This is a genomic window from Kribbella koreensis (assembly GCF_039525325.1).
Taxonomy (GTDB): domain Bacteria; phylum Actinomycetota; class Actinomycetes; order Propionibacteriales; family Kribbellaceae; genus Kribbella; species Kribbella koreensis.
Window position 1 is genome coordinate 100,221 of the sequence record NZ_BAAAHK010000013.1, and the last position, 18,860, is coordinate 119,080.

Here is an 18,860-nt window from a genome sequence, read left to right on the forward strand (position 1 = left end):
CGCGCAGCGTCAGGCGAGCCGGGTCAGCCGTTGCCGATGATGGGCAGGTCTCGGATGATCGGCCAGTCGCCGATGTCGCCGAGGCCGGGGCGGTTGGGGAGCTCCGGCGCTGTGATCGGCTGGCGGGCCCAGGCGGCGCCGTTGCCCGCCGTCGCGTCCTTGAAGATGAGCGCGCCCGCGCCGATCAGGATGGCGGCGATGAGCAGGCTCAGCCAGGCGGGGCGGACGGCTTTGCGGAGAGTGATCTTGGCGCCGCGGCGCAGCGACGTACCGCCTGGTCCCCACCACGCGGTGAACAGCCCGGCGATGCCACCGGCGCCGAAGCCGACCGCGGACAGCGGGACCCACTCGAGGCCGTAGGTGTTGGCGGCGCCGGCGGTGACGATGCCGCCGACGATGAAGCCCATGATGACCGGCAGGATCAGGCAAAACACGGTGATGAGCGCGGCCGCCAGTAGGTGCATCGGGCTAGCGGCGACTGCCACTAGTCCGTCCGACTTGCCGCGACCGCCGCGGACCTGACGGCGGCGCATGATCGCCGTACTACCGCGGTCGACCGTCCGTGCCAGCGCAATCAGCAACGCGGCCACCAGCACCCCGAAGCCCGGCGTATACGCAATCAACCCACCCAGCGCCAGCATGAAGCCAACCACCAGCACCGACCGAGCCACCTGCTGATCAGCCGACGCCGGCACATCAGCCCGAGCCACCGGCACAGCAGTATCCCGCCGGGCAACCTCACTCCCACGCTGCTCATAACCCCGAGGCTGAGGCTGGAACTGCGGCTGCGGCTGCACCGGGTACTGCGGCTGCGCCGGATACTGCGGTTGGTAACCCCCGGGCTGATACCCCTGGTAGTTCAGCGGCATCCCCGCAGGCGGAGCCGCAGTAGGCACGGGACTGTAGGTCGCCGGATGAACGGGCGTTCCCGCCGGACCGGCTAGTCCGGCCGCGGCGGCCGGGCCGCCGACCACTGCCGCGCCTGCGGCGCCTGCTGCTGCGGCAGCGGCGGCTTTCTTGGCCTTCTGCTTGGCGGCGACGTCGCGGAGCATGTCACGGGCCGGGGTGAAGGCGGAGAGCGGCGGGATCACCGGTGGGACCAGCTGTGCCACCTCGGCCGGATCGTGCTCGCCGTCCGCGGCGCCCGCCGCCGCGCCAGCGGCTCCCCAGCCGGCAGCAGCGGCGGCTGCTGCTTCGTCTTCGGGCATTACTCGGGTCATCACCGCGGTTGGTGGGGTGATGAGGGCGGTCTTGGGGGGTGCTTCGGTGGTTGCAGGGTTGGGGATCAGGGCGTCGCGGCCTTCGGCGTAGCGGTTCAGGCCGGCCATGATCTCTGTCTGGGTGGGGCGGTCTCGGCGGTCAGGGGAGAGGGCTGCCGCGAGCAGGGGCTTCAGGCGGGGGTCCAGGCCCTCGAGGTCTGCCTGGCCGGAGTGGACTCGGTGGAGGACTACCTCGAAGGGGCCTTTGCCGAAGGGACGTCGGCCGGTCGCGGCGTAGGCGACGGTGGCCGCCCAGCCCCACCAGTCGGCGGACTCGGAGACCATCTCGCCCTCGATGAGTTCCGGTGCGAGGTAGCCCGGCGTACCGATCACCAGGCCGGTCTGGGTGAGGCGGAGGTCGTCGGCTGCCTGGGCGATGCCGAAGTCGATCATCACCGGCTTGCCGTTGAACATCATCACGTTGCCCGGCTTGAGGTCGCGGTGCACGACCCCCACCTGGTGGATCGCCTGCAGCGACTCCGCCAGACAGCCGGCCACCGGCAGCCAGCGCTGTGGCGTCAGCGGCCCGCGCTCGTCCACCTGCTCGTCCATGGGTCGGCCCGGGACGAACCGCGTCACCAGGTACGGCCGGTCGCTGTGCAGGTCGTGGTCAAGGATCCCCGCGACACCAGGGTGGTTCACCTTCTGCAGCGTCGTCGCCTCACGCTGCAACCGGGCCCGCGCGGTCGGGTCGTGCGCAACGTGAGCCCGCAGTACCTTGAGCGCTACCTCTTTGTGTTCAGGTCCTTCCGCCAGGTAAACGACACCCATGCCGCCCTGCCCGAGCCGCCGGATCAACCGGTACGGCCCGATCCGTTCCTCCAGCACCTCCGTTGGTGTCGAAGGCTGTCCCCCTGTACCTGACATGGCATCCACCGTACGTCGAGACCAGCCCAACCGCTGTCCCGCGACGGAGTCCTTTCGCTATGACCTCGGACGTAATCGTCCTAAAGCGCGTTCCGTCCCAAGCTGTTCTCATCCGAAGGAACGACAGGGAGACCGGCCCATGACGCACTACGCGATCGCCAACCTGACCAACGTCCGGATGGGCGCCGGCATCGTCGAGTACCTGCAGACGATCGACGCCACCCTGGCCACCGACGTGCTCAGCTGAAGAAGCGCAGTAGGACCGGCGCGATCGCGTCCGCGGCTACGTCATGCGTCTGGCCGGGCAGTACTTCGAGAGTCGCCGACGGCAGCACCTTGGCGAGCAACTGGTCGCCCTCGATGATGGATGCGTCGGTCGCATCCCCATAGGCGACGAGCGTCTCAACCGCGACACCGGCGTACCGGTCGAGCGTGGCGGGGTCGCCTGACATCGTCTTGCCGACGATGGCGCCGTCGTTGGCGATGGTGTGCGCGACGTCCAGCATGGTCTGCCAGAACGGGCTCTCGATGATGCCGCCGAGGTACTCCTCCGGCATCCCGACCGCCTTGATCAGGAAGATCTTCGCGGCGTCGTCGCGGCGTCCATCGGCGATTGCGGCCTGCAGCTGCTCGACGTAGTCGGCCGGCAGCGGCGGGCGGATGTCGGAGACGATGAACGGCGGCTCGTAGACCGCCAGCTTGGTGATCGGCAGTCCGGCCCGAGCAGCCTCGAGCCCGAGGATCCCGCCCGAAGAGATGCCCCAGACCGCGGCCGAACCGCCTGCTGCGGAGATGATCGCGGCAAGGTCGGCCAGTTCGTCGTCGTACGGCGTGGTCGAGGCGTCGTTCCAGCCGCTCTCGCCCCGGCCGCGGCGGTCGTAGGTGTAGACGGTGAAGGAGCCGGACAACAGCTCCGCGATCTGCGCCGAGGTCTGGTTGAAGGCGCGGAACCCGGTGGCCCCGTCGACCAGGATCACGGCCGGGCCGGACCCCACCTGCGAGTAGCCGAGCTCGGTGCCATCGGACGAACGAACTGTGGACATCGGATTCTCCTCACGATTTGGGTACTGAACCGTACCGTACCCAGAAGAGTACGGTACTGTCTAGTACTGCCGAAAGGAGACGATCGATGCCAGAACTCACCGCCCGCGCGGCGCTCAAGCGCGAGCAGATCCTGGACGCCGCGCTGGAGGCGTTCCTGGAGAACGGCTACGTCGGCGCGAGCATGGACCAGGTCGCGGCCACCGCGTCGGTGTCGAAGCAGACCGTCTACAAGCAGTTCGCCGACAAGGAGCACCTGTTCCGGGCCCTGATCGTCGCGATCAGCGACCGGGTCGAGGACCCGTTCGCCGAGATCGGCCGCGAGGTCGCCGAGGCCGACGACATCGACGACGCGGTACGCCGGCTCGCCGACGCCTTCGTCGGCGGGATCATGACCGAGTCCGTGCAGCAGATGCGCCGGCTGGTGATCGCCGAGGCGGCCCGCTTCCCCGACCTCGGCCAGGAGTACTGGAACCGCGGCTTCGGCCGGGTCCTCCCGACCCTCGCCACCTGCCTGGCCAGGCTGGCCGAACGCGGCCTGCTCGACCTCAAGGACCCGGTGATCGCCGCCAACCACCTGGCCGGCCTGCTGCTGTGGATCCCGAGCAACCGGGTGATGTTCTTCGGCCGGATGGACGCCAACACACCCGAAGACCTCGCGCGCTTCACCGAGGCAGGCGTCGAGGCTTTCCTGGCTGCCTACAAGAAGCGGTAGTACTGGCGCGGCCAATGCCTCGGGGCGGAGGGCACCGGCCGCGCCCGGCTTTTAGGTGACTGGCAACGTGAAGGCGAGCAGCCCGGTCCCAGTGGCATTGGCGATCCAGGGCCCAGCGCCGTTGTGCCCCTGATAGGTCAGAGCAGTCACACCCGTCGCAGGCCCAGACAGAGTCAGTACGAGTTTCCCGCCGGCCTGGTAGGCCACGGACGACACGGCAACCGCCGCACCGTCCACCCGGAAGTCAGCAGCAACCCCTGCGTCGACAGTCAGCACATCACTCGACCGCAGCTGTACTACGAGTTGCGACCCGCTAGCGCTGACGCGGGAAGGGTTAGGCGGAGCCACCCCAACGGCCGTCCCGCCGTAGAGATCGCGAGCCAGTACTGCGAACGTGTGGTCGCCTAAGTCGCGATACCCACCCAGGTACGCGTAGTGGCACCCGTCATGCCCCGACACCCCATTGGTGGAGAGCACCGTGACCCCTGCCGTGTCGCCAAGCTCCCGCTGCGCCTCCCGCAAGCTCATCGCGGTCGTATTGCCACAGGGCGACGTGCGCACCTGGTACACGTAGTACCGGGCACTGCTCCCGAAGTCGGATCGCCAATCCTGAAGCAGGGCAGTGAATCCGGCGATGTGCACCGCAGCGTTGTCGTTGTCGGACTCGCCCTGGTACCAGAGCACGCCCCGGACCTGGCCGATCACTCCGGCGGCGCTCAGGCGCTGCCGAAGCCTGCCGTAGTTGGTGGTCACGTCATCGGGGTTAGCGTCGTTGCGCTGGAAGAAGCTGATCGGTTGCCCGCCGTGTGCTCCGTTGACGAGCGCCACCGGCACCTTGTAGGTGTCGACGATCCGCCGGCCCATCCGGATCGCCCACTGCCCGATCGAGCCGGACTGGTTGGTCACGTCACCGGTCGCGTAGTGCCAGACCCGATCGGCGCCCGAGAGGCTGGGGTCCGAGGTCGGCGAGCCGTAGCTGCGCAAGTACTCCGACTCCTCCACGTTGGCAGCGCCGTTGTACTTCGCCGCCTCCGAGTTGGACTGCCCCTGCACCACATAGACGTCACCGGACACCACACTGTCTCGCCGAGCCACTACCCGGTCGAAGCCCGGACCAGTAGCCCGCACCTCGAAGCTGTACTCCTGCAGGCCCGCCTTGATCCTCGGGGTGAACCGGAAGGTGCTCGATGTCGAGCTGTACGTGTCCGTGTGGCCGTTGCTGGTCACCCGCAGCTGCACCCGGCGTACTCGGGGATCGGTGACCCGCCCGGCCACCGGTACCGTCGAGCCGCCCTTGGCGTCGCGGGGGATCAACTGCCGGTCCTGCGGTGACTCGCTGAGCGCGACGACCGCAGTACGGACGTACGCGGTGAATCGGCGCTGGGAGTAGCGGTTCGCGTTGTTGGCGAAGGTCCAGTCGGGTTGGCCCGTCAGGCTGGTGCCGATGCCGAGGGACAGCGTGCTGTTGTCCGACTCGGTGAACGTGTTGATCGCGAAGACCTGCTTGGCCGCGAGGTCCGACGGTCGGGTGGGCCCGATCTGCGCGACCTGGAACGAGCCGTAGCCGAGTGGCGAGGTCGGGTTGTCGTCGACATCGAAAGTGATCGGCGACGCGTTCGAGACCTGGGTGCTGGCGCTCTCCTGGTACTGGTTCGGCCACATCTCCAGGTAGCCGGTCTGGCCGGTGCCACTCGTCACGCTGGGCACGTTCGACTGGACGTCCAGATCGCTCACGCGCTGCCGGACGAGTTCACCAGGCCTCGTCGGCAGTCCGATCCGCCTTGCGTCGCTGGAGAACGGCTCCATCGCCGTCCAGACCCACTGTGGTCCGTCGGGTCCGTTGAGCTCCACGCAGTAGCCGACCCGGTCGAAGTTGGCGCCGATCTCGGCGGTCCGGTCGAGGCTGTACGGCGGGGTCTCGTTGAGCCAGCCGGCCTGCTGCGGGATGTCCAGCTGGAGGACCGGGGTGAAGCCCGCGGCGGCGGTGTCGCAGCTGGTTGCGGCCGACTGTCCGGAGGAGGTTGCGACTGCCGGTGCCACCACCGCCTGCAGGGTGGCAGTGGTGGCGATCAGGGTGGTGGCGATGGTGACGATCGAGCCGGCGTTGACGCGTCGAGGCATGGGCGGACCTCCATGGGCGGGATGTCTCCACCATGGGTAGCGGGTCGCTCACCCTTCGTGCGAGCTTTCTGCGCTCAGCGGTCCGATCCCTGCGCCGAGCGGTTGTGACTACCACTTTCTGTGTGCTGGTGTTCGAGCGCGTTGGCTGGAATCTAGTGAACGATGTCTATCGCGCCACTTTCGCTGTGGCGGCGGTCACGATGAGCTGGTGCCATGCGAATCGAGATCCTGGTGTTCGACGGTGTGGACGAGATGGACGTGATGGGCCCGTTCGAGGTCTGGAGCCACGCGTCCCGGCGGCCGGAGTTCGAGCTGGCCCTGGTCGGGCTCGACGGCCCGGCGTCGGTGACCGGGTTGCACGGCCTGGAGTTCAAAGCGCCGGAAGGACTCGGTACGCCGGACGCGCTGTTCGTCCCCGGTGGCGGCTGGATGAACCGCGCCGAGCGCGGGTCCTGGGCGCAACGCGCGGTGTTGGCGCCGAGGATCGCCGAGGTCGCGCCCCACACCCAATGGATCGGCTCGGTCTGCACCGGCTCGATACTGCTGGCCGAGGCCGGCCTGGTGAAGGGCCGCCCGGCCACGACGAACCGCGGCGCCTGGCATGAGCTGGAGACCTTCGGCGCCGACGTGAAGCACAACCGTGTCGTCGACGACGGCGACCTGGTGACGGCCGGCGGCATCACGGCCGGCATCGACCTCGCCCTGCACATCGTCGAGCGCGAGGTCTCGGCCGAGGTCGCGGACGGCATCGCGGCGACGATGGAGTACGCCCGGGTCCGGGACGTCTACCGGAGCTGAATCACCTTCTGCGTAAGAGGATTCCGCGGCTGCCGCGTTTGCGGAGGTAGGCGCGGCCGTTGACGACCGTTTCGACTCGCGGGGTGACGAGGTCGAGTTGTTGCTCGACCGACCACGCAGGCGGCCAGGCCTGGTGCGCCAGGACCTCGGGGTCCATCGAGACGAACAGCCGGTCGGTGGGGAAGCGGTCGAGGAGAGTGAGGTCCTGGCCGTAGTACAGCATCTCGATCAGCAGATACGCCGAACCCGTCAGTCGCCGCGTCGTCGTCAGCTCCTCGAAGCTGTGCGGGTGGATCCGGACGGCACCCTCGACGTTCTCGTGCAGCCTTGCCAGGCTCTCCAACCGGGAAAGGAAGGCCGGATTCGGCTCGGTGGCATCGACCGAGTAGCCGTCGGCGAGCAGTCGCCGAGTCAGCGCGCCTTCGCACGCACCGACCTCGATGACCTGCCCGGCCGCCGGATCGAGATGCGCGCGTACCCAGGCCGCCGTCGCGTCCAGCCGCTCGATCTCGTACGCCGAAATCGCGAACTCCCACGGATCGGGCACGATCGCCGCGTCCGAACTCATGCTGCCCATCAACGCGAACAGCCGGGCGCGCTCGTCGCCGTCCGCGTCGAAGAACCGCTCGACCGCGTGGAGCCGACGCGTCAGGAGGGCGTTCTCGTCCTCCTCGCCCAACAAGAGCAGGTCGGCGCAGTGCGTGTTGACGAAGTCGAGCTTGGCGTCGATGACCGGCTGCTCGAGCCGTACGTCGAGGTCGGACCTCCACTGGAACCAGTGCCCGTCGCCGACCGCGTGCCGCACCGGCGCCCGCCCGAGTGCGGAAGCGAGGTCGAGCGCCCACCGGCCACGGCTCGAACGGGTGTCGGCGGGGGAGTGGGTCCAGACGGTCGCCCTGACATCGCCGGTCTCGAGCGCGATCGCGTCGGCCGCGCTGCCCGGCGAGAACGGTTTCGCGCCCTCGCCGGACGTCTGCAGCAGGTCGGCCAGCGGCGCCAGGCGGCCGGCGAGCGGGACTCCCGCCGGCAGCTTCAGATAGGCACCGCGGTCGGCGATGACCAGATGCACTTCGCGGCCGGAGCCTGGATCGAGAACGGAGAGGAAGTCCACCACGACGTCCTCGGGACGCGTCACCGCAACGACATCAATCATCGGGAACCATTTTACGCAAGAAGGCTACGAAAAGACGCCCCGTGCGTGTCGCCTGGTGCCTCGAGGACCCGGCGTGACGGTCAGCGCTTGAGTTCGGCGTAGACGTCGGAGATGTCGCCGGCGATCGCGGTCTTGGCCCAGCGGGCGGTGTCGTCGGCCAGTACTTCGTACGCGTTGGACTCGATGCCGTCGAGGGCTGCCTTGGCGACGTCGGCCGGGGCGGTCTTCGGCCCGGGAGCGTTGGCGGCCATCTCGGTGTCGACGTAGCCCATGTGCAGGCCGGTGACGTTGATACCGCGGTCGAGGACCTCGAGTCGCAGTGAGTTGCTGGCCAGCCAGAGAGCGCCCTTCGTCGCGGAGTACGCGCCGTGCCGGGCGACCCAGGACAGGGCCGAGTGGGCGTTCAGGATGTGGCCGCCACCGTTGCGCTCGATCACCGGGACGAGGGCGCGGGTCAGGTTCAGCGGGCCGAAGAAGTTGATCTCGAAGACGTCCCGGAGCGCCTCGAACGGCACGTCCAGGTAGGTGTCCGGCGAGCTGCCCCCGGCGTTGTTGATCAGCACGGTCACGTCCTGCACCTGGCTGACCAAGGCGTCGACCGAGGCCTGGTCGGTGACCTCCAGTGGCAGCGCGACGATGCGCGGGTCGGTGCTCGGCTTCGGGGTGCGGGCGGTCGCGTAGATCTTCTTCACGCCGCGGGTCAGCAGGTCGTCGACGAGTGCCTTGCCGATACCGCGCTGGCCGCCGGTGACGAGAACGACGGCGCCTTCGAGGGTGGTCATGTCAGATGCTCCTGGGGGAGAAGGATGGAAACCGATCTGTTTCCAGACTCTAAACCGATCGGTTTCCAAACGCAAATCCAGCCGGTACGCTCGGGGTATGAACACCCAGGCGACACCCCGTGAGCGGCTGCTGGACGCCGCGGGCGAACTCTTCTACCGAGACGGCGTCAACATCGGCGTGGACGCGCTCTGCAAGGCGGCCGGCGTCTCGAAGAAGTCGATGTACCAGCTGTTCCGCTCGAAGGACGAGTTGATCGCCGAGAGCCTGGCCAGCGTCGGACCGGGGTACCAGCACGCGCTGGAGCCGGACGCCGGCGACGGGCTGACGCCGCGCGAGCGGATCCTGGCGGTGTTCGTGAAGCTCGACCAGCAGAGCCGCAAGGGCGACTTCTACGGTTGCCCGTTCGTCAGTACGGCGTTCGAGCTCAAGAACCCGGAGCACCCGGGCAGCGTGGTCGCGCGGCACTTCAAGCAGCGGCTGACCGACTTCTTCCTCGGCGAACTGGTGGCGGCCAGGGTCGACGACCCCGAGGGGATGGCGATCCAGCTGACGATGGCCTTCGACGGCGCGAGCGCCCGGGCCGTCGTACGGGCCCAGGCGCTCAACGGCGTCGGGATCAGGATGGCGGAGGCACTCCTGGATGCCGCCGGAGTGAAGGCTCCCGAGCTAGCCGGCCAGGCCCGCTAGTTCGGAGCCGGCGAGCAGGAAGCCGCCGACGCCGAAGTCGGCGGTCGAGTCGTAGGTGATCGGCTGGCTAGACTCCGGCCGGTCGCCGACCTTTTGGACATAGCCGAGGAAACCGTCCGGATGGACGGCTGTCGCGGCCATTCCGTTCCAGGCGCGCGCCGCCGTCGAGAGATAGCCACTGCCGGTCACCAAACCGGTTTTGATCGCGTATGCCGTGGCATAGGTGAAGAATGCCGTGCCACTGGTCTCCGGGCCGGGCAGATGTTGCGGGTCGGCGAGATTGACGTTCCAGAATCCGTCGGTCCGCTGGATCGGCCGCAACGCACCCACCAGTTGCGTCAGCGTGCTCCGGTACTCGGCCACATTCGCCTGGGTCGCGGGCAATGCCTTCAACGTCTTCACGTGCCCGGCTGCGACCCAGCCGTTGCCCCGTGACCAGAGCACCGGCTTGCCGTTCGGTGAGACGATCTTGCCGGGCAGGAACCGGTCGTCGCGGTACCAGAGGCCGCGCGACGGAACGTACAGACCGCGCCTGGTCTTGGTGTCGTTGTAGAGCTGGTAGAGCTTCGTCCAGTACGCCGGATCGCCGCGCAGCTTGCCGATCCGGGCGAACGGCGGCATCGCCATGTGCAACGCGTCGTCCCACCACCAGTCGTCGATCTTGCTACTGGCAACCATCCGGCTCAGCGTGTCCGTTGCCGCAGTCAACTTGTTGGCGGAAGGCTCTATTTCGTAGAGATCCAGGTAGGCCTGGATGGCCGTGTGGTTGTCGGCGTGCCGGGTGGTGACGCCGCCCATGATCCCGTACGAATGCTTCTCGGCCCAGCTGCGGGTGTAGTCGAGATAGCGCTTCTCGTTGGTCAGCCGATAGGCGGCCATCAGACCGCTGAAGAAGGTCGCCCGGGCCCAGCCGTTGTCGCCGGAGTCGGGGTGGGTGGCGATCCACTGATCGGCGACCCGGCGTACCAGGCCGACGATCTGTGTTCTCGCCGGAAGAACGTCGGAGGGCGGGGCGGCGAAGGCGGTGACGGAGGGTAGTGCCGGGGCGGCCATGACGGCGGTTCCGAGACTCAGGAAGTGGCGTCGTTTCATGGGACAAGACCTCACTTTGTTCCAGATTTAATGGGACAAATCAGATTTCTGTTCCAGGGTGAAATTGGTGCTGGCTTGGATATTGACGCCTTCACCCTCTGTCGTCAAACTTCCGAAAAGACTCTTCGGTAGTGGGGGGAACCGGCGAGTCTTTCCGCCCCCACATGCAAGGACCCGCCCATGAAGAAGAAAGCAGTCGTTCCAGCCCTGGTCGCCGCTTGCGCGGCTTTGGTCGCCGGCTTTTTGACCAGCCCGGCCGTCGCCGCTCCGAAGGCGGAGGCAACGACCCAGGCGCCGCTCGCGCCGGCCACCTTCACGCATCCCGGCGTCGGCGTCAGCGCCGCGCAACTCGACTTCGTCCGCGCCAAGGTCAACGCCGGCGCGCAGCCCTGGACGAACGCGTTCAACCAGGCCAAGAACAGCGTGTACGGCTCGCTGTCGCGGACGCCGAAGGCCCGTGCGGTGGTCGAGTGCGGCCCGTACTCCAACCCCGACATCGGTTGCCGCGACGAGCGCGGCGATGCGATCGCGGCGTACACGGACGCGGTGATCTGGTACATCACCCGTGACGATCGCTATGCCCAGAAGTCGATCCAGCTGATGGATGCCTGGTCGGCGACGATCCAGGACCACACCAACAGCAACGCGCCGCTGCAGACCGCCTGGTCGGCCTCGTCGTGGCCGAAGGCCGCCGAGATCATCAAGCACGTCTACGGCAACTGGCCGAACTCGGCCCGGTTCGGCACGATGCTGCGCAACGTCTACCTGCCCGAGATCATCAACGGCTCGAACTCCAACGGCAACTGGGAGTTGAGCATGACCGAGGCGATCCAGGGCATCGGGGTGTTCCTGGAGGACCGGACCGTCTACGACAAGGCGATCTCGCTGTACCGGGTCCGCGTCCCCGCCTTCGTCTACCTGGAGTCCGACGGCGCGCTGCCGAAGACCAAGCCGAGCCAGAACCTCAACACCCGCGACAAGATCGTCGCGTACTGGCAAGGCCAGGGCACCTTCGTCACCGGCCTGACCCAGGAGACCTGCCGCGACTTCGTCCACACCGGCTACGGCATCGCCGCGATCGGGCACGTGCTGGAGACGTCCCGGATCCAGGGCATCGACCTCTACCCCGAGTTCGGTGAGCGCCTGCGCCAGGCGCTCGGCTTCCAGTCCCGCTGGGAACGCAACCTGGAGCCGGTACCGTCCTGGCTGTGCGGCGGCAGCGTCAACCGCGGCCTCGGCCCGATCACCGAGGTCGGCTACAACGCCCTGCACACCCGCCTGGGCATCGCCATGGCCAACACCCAAGCCCTCACCGAATCCCGGCGCCCAGCCGGCACCAACGACCTCTTCGTAGCCTGGGAAACCCTCACCCACGCGGAAAACCCCAGCTGATCAACCGCCAGAAGTAGCGACCGCGAACACCCAGCGGCGACCTCGGACACGTTATTGCTTGTTCAAGGTCGCCGTTTGGTGTTCAAGGTCACGTTTGCGGGCGATAGCGCGTCAGATCTGGGGTTCGCCGCGTTTCCAGTAGCCCTGGAAGGAGATGGCGGGTTTGGGGAGGCCGACGGTGTTGACGAGATGACGGCGGATTTGTTTGATCATGGCGGATTCGCCGGCTACCCAAGCGTAGTCGAGGTCGAAGGGGAGGGTTGCCGATTTGAGGGCCTCTGGCAACGACTGGGGGGTGTCGGTGGGGGCGCCGGTGTGGGGGAGCCAGGTGATGTCTACGCGGCCGGGGCTGGGGAGGGGGCGGATGTCGCGGATGTCGGGGACTTCGACGAAGACGGTTGCCTGTACGTGGGGTGGCAGCTGCTCGAGGATGCCGGCCAGGGCGGGGAGTGCGGTTTCGTCGGCGACCAGTACGCGGCTCAGGCTTGTTGCCGGGGGCACGTAATCCACGCCGGACATCAGCAGGCCCTTGGTGCTGGTGGTGTCGACGGCGAAGGGCAGGATCAGGCCTGTCTCGGCGCCGACGGAGACGGAGCTGACCCAGGCTGAGGCCGGGCCGTTCACGCCATGCAGCACGAACTCGATGTCGAGCTCGCTGACCTCGGGACGGAGTGCGCGCACCGTGTACGTCCGCATGATGAAGCGCTCGTCGGCGGGCTGGGCGCACCACTCGGCGTACCAGTTGTCGCCGGCGGGTAGCCGCAGCTCGCCGCCGTCGGGCGGGGCGAGCAGCACCTTGATGCGCTGGTCGGGGCCGGCCGTGACCGCGTCCGCGATCCGCGGGGCCACGAAGGTCACCCGGCGCAGGTGCGGGCTGAGGTCGTCGACCGCCGCCACGGTAGCCATCACCGCGCTGAAGTCGATCGGGCGCTCGAGCACTGTCGTCATGCCAGTGTCTCCGTCAGGGAAAGTAGTGACAAAGCAGGGGTTCAGGTGCAGGCCGGGAGCGAGCCGGGTTATGGTGAAGCACCTAAAGGTTAGCCTTACCTAAGAGGATCCTAAAGTCCAATGCCACCGCCCTCCGTGACCGACACGGCTTCCGCCGGCCATGCGGTAGCCGCTCCTGCCGGCGGTCAGCGGCGCCCGCGCGCCCGGCGTACGACGCTCATCATCGGCTTGATCGTCTGCGTAGCGCTGCTGGTCCTGGTCACGCTGCTCAGCATCGCGGTCGGCTCGAAGCAGATCCCGCTGTCGACCGTGATCGACGCCCTGCGCCATTACGACGCGGGCAACACCGACCACGTGATCATCCGGTCGCTGCGGGTGCCCCGGACCGCGATCGGCCTCATGGTCGGCGCGGCGCTCGGCCTGTCGGGCGCGCTGATGCAGGGCGTGACCCGCAACCCGCTCGCCGACCCGGGAATCCTCGGCGTCAACGGTGGTGCCGCCCTCTTTGTTGTCGCTGGCATCTATTGGTTCGGGCTGACCTCACTGACGGCGTACGTCTGGCTCGCCTTCGCCGGCGCGGCCGCTGCCTCCGTCGCGGTCTATCTCCTCGGCTCCCTCGGACGAGAAGGCGCGACCCCGGTCAAGCTCGCCCTGGCCGGCGCAGCACTGACCGCCATGCTCGGCTCGCTGACCACCGCGCTGCTGATCGGCGACGTCGACACCTTCGACCAGTTCCGGTTCTGGGCGGTCGGTTCGCTGGCCGGCCGCGGTTCGGACATCGCCGGCCAGGTCGCGCCGTTCATCCTGATCGGCATCGTGCTCGCGCTGATCTCCGGCCGCGTCCTCAACGCCCTCTCGCTCGGCGACGACGTGGCCCGCTCCCTCGGCCAGCGGGTCGGCATGGCGCGGATCTTCACCGCGATCACCGTCGTACTGCTCTGTGGCGCGGCGACAGCGGCCGCGGGACCGATCGGTTTCATCGGCCTCACCATCCCGCACATCGCCCGCCTGGTGACAGGCCCGGACTACCGCTGGATCCTGCCGTACTCGATGCTGCTCGCCCCGATCCTGCTGCTCGGCTCGGACGTGATCGGCCGCGTCGTCGCCCAGCCCGGTGAACTCCAGGTCGGGATCGTCACCGCCGTGATCGGCGCACCGTTCTTCATTGCCCTGGTACGCCGACGGAAGCTGGCGGACCTCTGATGGCCAGTGTCACCGCGGAGCACTCGCCCGCCCAGATCATCGCCCGGGCACGCGCCGTCCGGCAGGCTCGCAACCTGGCCGTGGTCGTCGTGCTGGCTGTCGTCGTCTTCGCCATCTTCTGCGTCTCGCTGTCGCTGGGCGACTTCAAGATCCCGGTCATCGACGTCGTCAAGACGCTCTTCGGCGGCGGCGACAAGGCGACCGAGTTCATCGTCAATCGGCTCCGGCTGCCGCGCGCGCTGACCGCGATCCTGGTCGGCGCGGCACTCGGCATCTCCGGCGCGATCTTCCAGAGCATCGCCCGCAACCCGCTGGCCAGCCCGGACATCATCGGCGTCACGTACGGCGCGAGCGCGTTCGCGGTCTTCGCGATCGTCACCCTCAGCCTGACCGGCTGGGCAGTGGCCGGCTTCGCGATCTTCGGCGCGCTGGTCACGGCGCTGACCATGTACCTGCTCGCGTGGCGGCGTGGGGTGTCGAGCTACCGGCTGATCCTGGTCGGGATCGGGATCGGCGCGATCGCCACCAGCATCACGTCGTACCTGCTGACCAAGGCCCGGGTCGAGATCGCCCAGCAGGCGTTCATCTGGCTGACCGGCAGCCTGAACGGGCGGGACTGGTCGCACGTCCGCATGATGGCGATCATGCTGGTACTGGCCGCGCCGGTGACGATGGTCCTGGTGCACCGGCTGCGCATCCTGCAGCTCGGCGACGAGACGGCGTACGGGCTGGGGCTGCGGGTCGAGGGCACCCGGCTGGGGCTGATCGTGGTCGCCGTCCTGCTGGCCGCGGTCGCGACGGCGGCGGCCGGACCGATCGGTTTCGTCGCCTTCGTCGCGCCGCCGATCGCTCGCTGGCTGACCCGCTCACCAGGGCCGGCGCTGGTCGCGTCCGCGCTGATCGGCGCCTTGGTGATCGCTTTGTCGGACGTCGTCGCGCAGCACGCGCTGGGCCACACCCAGCTGCCGGTCGGGGTCATCACCGGGGTGATCGGCGCGCCGTACCTGATGTTCCTCTTGGCCCGGACGAACCGGATCGGAAGTGGTGGCTGACATGGAGACGCACGTGGAGCACAGCCTGTCGGCCGAGCACCTCGCCGTCGGATACGACCAGCGGGAGATCATCCACGACCTGTCGGTGCGGATCCCGACCGGCAAGATCAGCGTGATCGTCGGCGCGAACGCGTGTGGCAAGTCGACCCTGCTGAAGACGCTGGCCCGGCTGCTCAAGCCGAGCCGTGGCACCGTCCTGCTGGACGGCAAGAGCATCCAGTCGATCCCGACCCGCGCGGTGGCGTTGAAGCTCGGGTTGCTGCCGCAGTCGCCGACCGCGCCGGAGGGCATCACCGTCGCCGACCTGGTCGGCCGCGGCCGGTATCCGCGGCAGGGCTGGATCCGGCAGTGGACCAAGGGCGACGACGAGGCGATCGCGGACGCGATGCTGTCGACCGACGTACTGGAGATCGCCGACCGGCCGATCGACGAACTGTCCGGTGGGCAGCGGCAACGGGTCTGGATCGCGATGGCGTTAGCGCAGGAGACCGACATCTTGCTGCTCGACGAGCCGACGACGTTCCTGGACCTGACGCACCAGTTCGAAGTACTGGACCTGCTGGTCGATCTGAACAAGCGCGACCAGCGGACCATCGTGCTCGTCCTGCACGATCTCAACCAGGCCTGCCGCTTCGGCGACCACCTGATCGCGATGAAGGACGGCGCGATCGTTGCTGAGGGCAACCCAAGCGACGTGATCACCGAGCAGGTCGTCCAGGACGTCTTCGGCCTGGCCGTGAAGGTCGTCCCCGACCCGGTCGCCGGCACCCCGATGGTCGTCCCGATCGGCCGCCACACTACCCGCGCGGATCAGCCGGTGATCAACGGGCGGTTGGCTACCGCGGAGAACCCTGCAGCCAAAGCCCTGGCCGCCTCCGCCGCCGCGAACGGAATCTGCCGGCCGACCGACCGCTAGGGGTTCCTGCGGGATACCTGGAAGAAGATCAGGCCGGCCAGTAGGGCGCCCAGGGTGCCGAGGGTGAGGTCGCCGAGGGTGTCGGTGTAGGCGGTTTGGAGTTCGGGGGAGTGGCGGACGAAGGCGACGTACTCGCCGAGTTCCCAGATCACCGCAGCCGTGGCGCCGAAGCCGAGGGCGACGAAGGTGGTCAGGCCGCGGGTGAGGTCGCGTGGGGCGAAGGCGGTGAGGACTCCTGCGGTGAGCAAGCCCCACAGGATGAAGTGCATCGCGTCGTCCCACCAGTTGATGGTGTCGAACAGGTTGAGCCGGTTCCCGAGCAGGTCGACCAGCCACGGCAGCGTGATGAGCAGGTCGGCATGCCACGGGAAGGCCTTGTGCAGCTTGCTTCTCGTCCGGCCGTACGCGAACCACCACAGCGGAAGTACCAGCGCGCCGAGCGGGTAGACGACCAGCCGGGCGCCGGAGGCCTTGCCCTTGATGCCGCTGAGGTCCGGCCAGATGATTGCTGTCAGCAACAAGGCGAACAGTGCGACCTTGGCCAGCACGGCGGCGTACTTCGTCCAGTCGGTCCTGGCCGGCGCCGGAGCAGTGGTGGCAACCATCGTCGTCATGCCTCCCAGTCAACCGGCTCGAGCGGCGGCGCGGATGCGTAGTACTACGTAAAAGGCCCCCGATCGCGTCATTGTGACGCAACCAGGGGCCAGGCGTCAGCAGGCGACGCCGATGGTTTGGAGGGATCAGCTCACGCTGAGCAGGTCGACCACGAAGATCAGGGTCTCGCCGGGCTTGATCGCGTTGCCCGCGCCGCGGTCGCCGTAGCCCAGGTGCGGCGGGATGACGAGCTTGCGCCGGCCGCCCACCTTCATGCCCTGGACGCCGGTGTCCCAGCCCTGGATGACCTGGCCGACGCCGAGCTGGAAGGCCAGCGGCGCGCCCCGGTTGTACGAGGCGTCGAACTCCTCGCCGGTCGAGTGGGCGACCCCTACGTAGTGCACGTTGACGCGGGAACCGGCCTTGGCCTCGTCGCCGTCGCCCTCGGTGATGTCGGTGATCTCCAGATCCGCCGGCGGCGGGCCATCCGGAAAGTCGATCTCAGGCTTGTCAGTCATGTCTCCAGCTAACCAGATGGGTCCGGGCCGATCGGTCAGCGGGCCAGTACTTCGCGCAGGCGCGCCGCGAACTCGGCCGGCTGTCCGGGCATCCCGTACTCGTCGCCGAGGAAGCCGCCGTGGTTGCTCGGGAACACCACCGGGGTGAGGTCCAGCCGCTCGGCAACCGCCTTCCCGCCGCGGGCGGCGAGCTGCGCGCCGGACTCCTCGCCCACACCGATGACCAGCTTGGAGCCGGCCTTGCCGAGTGCGTCGAAGTCGGGCTGGTACGACGTACAGCCGCGGATGTTCTGCCCGAGCAGCGCGTCGTCGCGGGAACCGTCGTCCTCGGCCGGCAGCCCGAACATCGCCGGATCCGGCGCCGGCTGGTCGGTGTAGTCGGCCGGGATCTCGCCTTCGAAGCTGACGATCGAGATGAACTTGGCCATCCCGGCGCCCATCCCGTCGCGCTGGTAGGTCTGGTAGATGTCCTCGACGGCCTTGAGCGCCGCGTCGCGGTCGGAGGTCAGCGACACCAGGGGCGGCTCGTGGGCGACCAGGGTGCTGACCAGCTCGGGCCGTTGGGCCAGCAGGGCGAGCGCGTTGACCGCTCCGCCGCTGCTCGCGAACAGGTCGACCGGTCCGGCGTCGAGGGCCTCGATCAAGGCTGCCAGGTCCGCGGCGTGGTCGTCGGGGGAGAGTTCGCCGGCGCCGTCGGTCCGCGCGCTCCGCTCGACGCCGCGCGGGTCGTACGTCACCACGGTCCGGTCGGTGAAGTGCGACGCCAGGGTCGGGAAGCCGCTGGCACCCATCGGAGAGCCGATCATCAGCAGTACCGGCTGTTCGCGGTCGTCGAGGTCGCCACGCACGTCGTACGTGAGAATCGCGCCCGGTACGGCGAGGGTGTGGGTGACGGGTTCCGGCATGACAACTCCTCAGGTCGGTCTCGTTGCTGCACCCTTGCACCCTTCCAGGGCTAGCGTCGAGACCCATGCGGAAGAAACTCGTGATCCTGCTCGGCGCCGCGGCGATCGTTGCCGCGGCAACAGGTGTCTCCCTCGCCCGTCCTTCGGACGCGGCTTCAGTGGCTGGGGAGAACTACGGCCAGTACTCGCTCATGTTCGAGAAGTCCGCCGGCCAGTACTGGGCAGGCGGCGCCGCGGCCGGCCAATGGGCCTGGACGCCGCTGACCGCGACCACGTCGGACATCTCCTGGGGCGACCCGAAAACCTGGCCCCCCAAATCCGCCGAACACTTCATCCGCTCCGGCGACTGGGTCCTCCTGGACGGCTACAACGACGGAGCCGGCCGCCCCCTGACCCAAATCCAGCGAGTCACCTCAGAGAAGATCGGCGCCGCCAACTGCACCGGCATGCAGCCCCTGCCGTCAGCCTCCGGACGCCAGCACTACGTCAAATGGACCATCCCCACCACCGGTTACTGCCTGGACGCCACCGGCACCATCAAGCCCCCCAACAACTCCACCACAGTCAACTTCCGCCACCTCCAAAAGTGGAGCCCGCCCCACCCCTGCTCCAACCAGTACTTCACCGGCCAGACCTGCATCACCCAGTTCGAACAGTGGTGGGACGACAACCACCACCCCTATTCATTGCAACTCTCCCGCACCCTGGAACTGGCCAGAGGCAAAGGCCCAGCCTTCACCAACCACACCACAGTCCCCGTCACCTGGAACGCCGACGCCAGGTACTACTGGCACTACTGAGCCGTTCGCCAACCCC

General features: G+C 68.1%; 18 protein-coding genes. 8 read left to right on the forward strand and 10 right to left on the reverse strand.

The features are described 5' to 3' along the window. Positions 1 to 23: 23 nt before the first annotated feature. A complete protein-coding gene (locus ABD116_RS24580) occupies positions 24 to 2,126 on the reverse strand; it encodes a serine/threonine-protein kinase (protein WP_343974676.1) in 2,103 nt (700 codons plus the stop codon). A gap of 239 nt (positions 2,127 to 2,365) precedes the next feature. Further along, a complete protein-coding gene (locus tag ABD116_RS24585) occupies positions 2,366 to 3,169 on the reverse strand; it encodes an alpha/beta fold hydrolase (RefSeq protein ID WP_343974680.1) in 804 nt (267 codons plus the stop codon). Between the two features lie 86 nt (positions 3,170 to 3,255). Between ABD116_RS24585 and ABD116_RS24590 the strand changes: the two genes are divergently transcribed. Next, positions 3,256 to 3,882, forward strand: coding sequence for a TetR/AcrR family transcriptional regulator (locus tag ABD116_RS24590; RefSeq protein WP_343974683.1), 627 nt, complete (start codon positions 3,256 to 3,258; stop codon positions 3,880 to 3,882). 51 nt (positions 3,883 to 3,933) lie between these two features. Here the strand turns inward: ABD116_RS24590 and ABD116_RS24595 are convergent, their stop codons facing one another. Beyond that, positions 3,934 to 6,003, reverse strand: coding sequence for a sialate O-acetylesterase (locus ABD116_RS24595; protein WP_343974686.1), 2,070 nt, complete (start codon positions 6,001 to 6,003; stop codon positions 3,934 to 3,936). 213 nt (positions 6,004 to 6,216) lie between these two features. Between ABD116_RS24595 and ABD116_RS24600 the strand changes: the two genes are divergently transcribed. Then, positions 6,217 to 6,801 carry a DJ-1/PfpI family protein gene (locus tag ABD116_RS24600; protein ID WP_343974689.1) on the forward strand — a complete coding sequence of 195 codons (585 nt, stop codon included), beginning with the start codon at positions 6,217 to 6,219 and terminating at the stop codon, positions 6,799 to 6,801. 1 nt (position 6,802) lies between these two features. On the opposite strand, the gene ABD116_RS24605 is transcribed toward ABD116_RS24600, so the two are convergent. Further along, positions 6,803 to 7,954, reverse strand: a complete 1,152-nt coding sequence (locus tag ABD116_RS24605; protein ID WP_343974692.1) for a class I SAM-dependent methyltransferase — start codon at positions 7,952 to 7,954, stop codon at positions 6,803 to 6,805. A gap of 80 nt (positions 7,955 to 8,034) precedes the next feature. Further along, entirely contained in the window at positions 8,035 to 8,736 is a 702-nt protein-coding gene (locus ABD116_RS24610; protein WP_343974695.1) for an SDR family oxidoreductase, read from the reverse strand. A gap of 97 nt (positions 8,737 to 8,833) precedes the next feature. Here ABD116_RS24610 and ABD116_RS24615 point away from each other — a divergent pair, with 97 nt between their 5' ends. Beyond that, positions 8,834 to 9,424, forward strand: a complete 591-nt coding sequence (locus ABD116_RS24615; protein WP_343974698.1) for a TetR/AcrR family transcriptional regulator — start codon at positions 8,834 to 8,836, stop codon at positions 9,422 to 9,424. Here ABD116_RS24615 and ABD116_RS24620 read toward each other — a convergent pair. Continuing rightward, a complete protein-coding gene (locus ABD116_RS24620; RefSeq protein ID WP_343974701.1) occupies positions 9,404 to 10,516 on the reverse strand; it encodes a glycoside hydrolase family 88 protein in 1,113 nt (370 codons plus the stop codon). The two genes, ABD116_RS24615 and ABD116_RS24620, sit on opposite strands and share 21 nt — an antisense overlap. Positions 10,517 to 10,696: 180 nt before the next feature. Here ABD116_RS24620 and ABD116_RS24625 point away from each other — a divergent pair, with 180 nt between their 5' ends. Further along, on the forward strand, positions 10,697 to 11,908 hold the full coding sequence (locus ABD116_RS24625; RefSeq protein WP_343974704.1) for an alginate lyase family protein: 1,212 nt from the start codon (positions 10,697 to 10,699) through the stop codon (positions 11,906 to 11,908). 111 nt (positions 11,909 to 12,019) lie between these two features. Here ABD116_RS24625 and ABD116_RS24630 read toward each other — a convergent pair whose 3' ends face one another. After that, positions 12,020 to 12,856 carry a siderophore-interacting protein gene (locus tag ABD116_RS24630; protein ID WP_343974707.1) on the reverse strand — a complete coding sequence of 279 codons (837 nt, stop codon included), beginning with the start codon at positions 12,854 to 12,856 and terminating at the stop codon, positions 12,020 to 12,022. Between the two features lie 120 nt (positions 12,857 to 12,976). Between ABD116_RS24630 and ABD116_RS24635 the strand changes: the two genes are divergently transcribed. The 3 genes from ABD116_RS24635 to ABD116_RS24645 are packed head-to-tail and all read left to right on the forward strand — an operon-like array spanning position 12,977 to position 16,027. Then, positions 12,977 to 14,059, forward strand: a complete 1,083-nt coding sequence (locus ABD116_RS24635) for a FecCD family ABC transporter permease (protein ID WP_343974710.1) — start codon at positions 12,977 to 12,979, stop codon at positions 14,057 to 14,059. After that, positions 14,059 to 15,111, forward strand: a complete 1,053-nt coding sequence (locus tag ABD116_RS24640) for a FecCD family ABC transporter permease (protein WP_343974713.1) — start codon at positions 14,059 to 14,061, stop codon at positions 15,109 to 15,111. Before ABD116_RS24635 ends, ABD116_RS24640 begins: the two co-directional genes overlap by 1 nt. Before the next feature lies 1 nt (position 15,112). Then, positions 15,113 to 16,027 (forward strand): ABC transporter ATP-binding protein, encoded by a 915-nt coding sequence (locus tag ABD116_RS24645; RefSeq protein ID WP_343974716.1) that lies wholly within the window; start codon positions 15,113 to 15,115, stop codon positions 16,025 to 16,027. Here the strand turns inward: ABD116_RS24645 and ABD116_RS24650 are convergent. The 3 genes from ABD116_RS24650 to ABD116_RS24660 all read right to left on the reverse strand — a co-directional run bounded on the left by ABD116_RS24650 (position 16,024) and on the right by ABD116_RS24660 (position 18,044). Next, positions 16,024 to 16,641: a DUF2238 domain-containing protein gene (locus tag ABD116_RS24650; protein ID WP_343974719.1), complete on the reverse strand. Its 618-nt coding sequence runs from the start codon at positions 16,639 to 16,641 to the stop codon at positions 16,024 to 16,026. The two genes, ABD116_RS24645 and ABD116_RS24650, sit on opposite strands and share 4 nt — an antisense overlap. A 126-nt stretch (positions 16,642 to 16,767) precedes the next feature. Further along, positions 16,768 to 17,139 carry an FKBP-type peptidyl-prolyl cis-trans isomerase gene (locus ABD116_RS24655; RefSeq protein ID WP_343974722.1) on the reverse strand — a complete coding sequence of 124 codons (372 nt, stop codon included), beginning with the start codon at positions 17,137 to 17,139 and terminating at the stop codon, positions 16,768 to 16,770. 35 nt (positions 17,140 to 17,174) lie between these two features. Beyond that, positions 17,175 to 18,044, reverse strand: coding sequence for an alpha/beta fold hydrolase (locus ABD116_RS24660; RefSeq protein ID WP_343974725.1), 870 nt, complete (start codon positions 18,042 to 18,044; stop codon positions 17,175 to 17,177). Positions 18,045 to 18,109: 65 nt separating this feature from the next. Between ABD116_RS24660 and ABD116_RS24665 the strand changes: the two genes are divergently transcribed. Continuing rightward, the gene (locus ABD116_RS24665; RefSeq protein ID WP_343974728.1) at positions 18,110 to 18,844 is read left to right on the forward strand and encodes a hypothetical protein; all 735 of its coding nucleotides are present in this window, start codon (positions 18,110 to 18,112) and stop codon (positions 18,842 to 18,844) included. Positions 18,845 to 18,860: the final 16 nt, after the last annotated feature.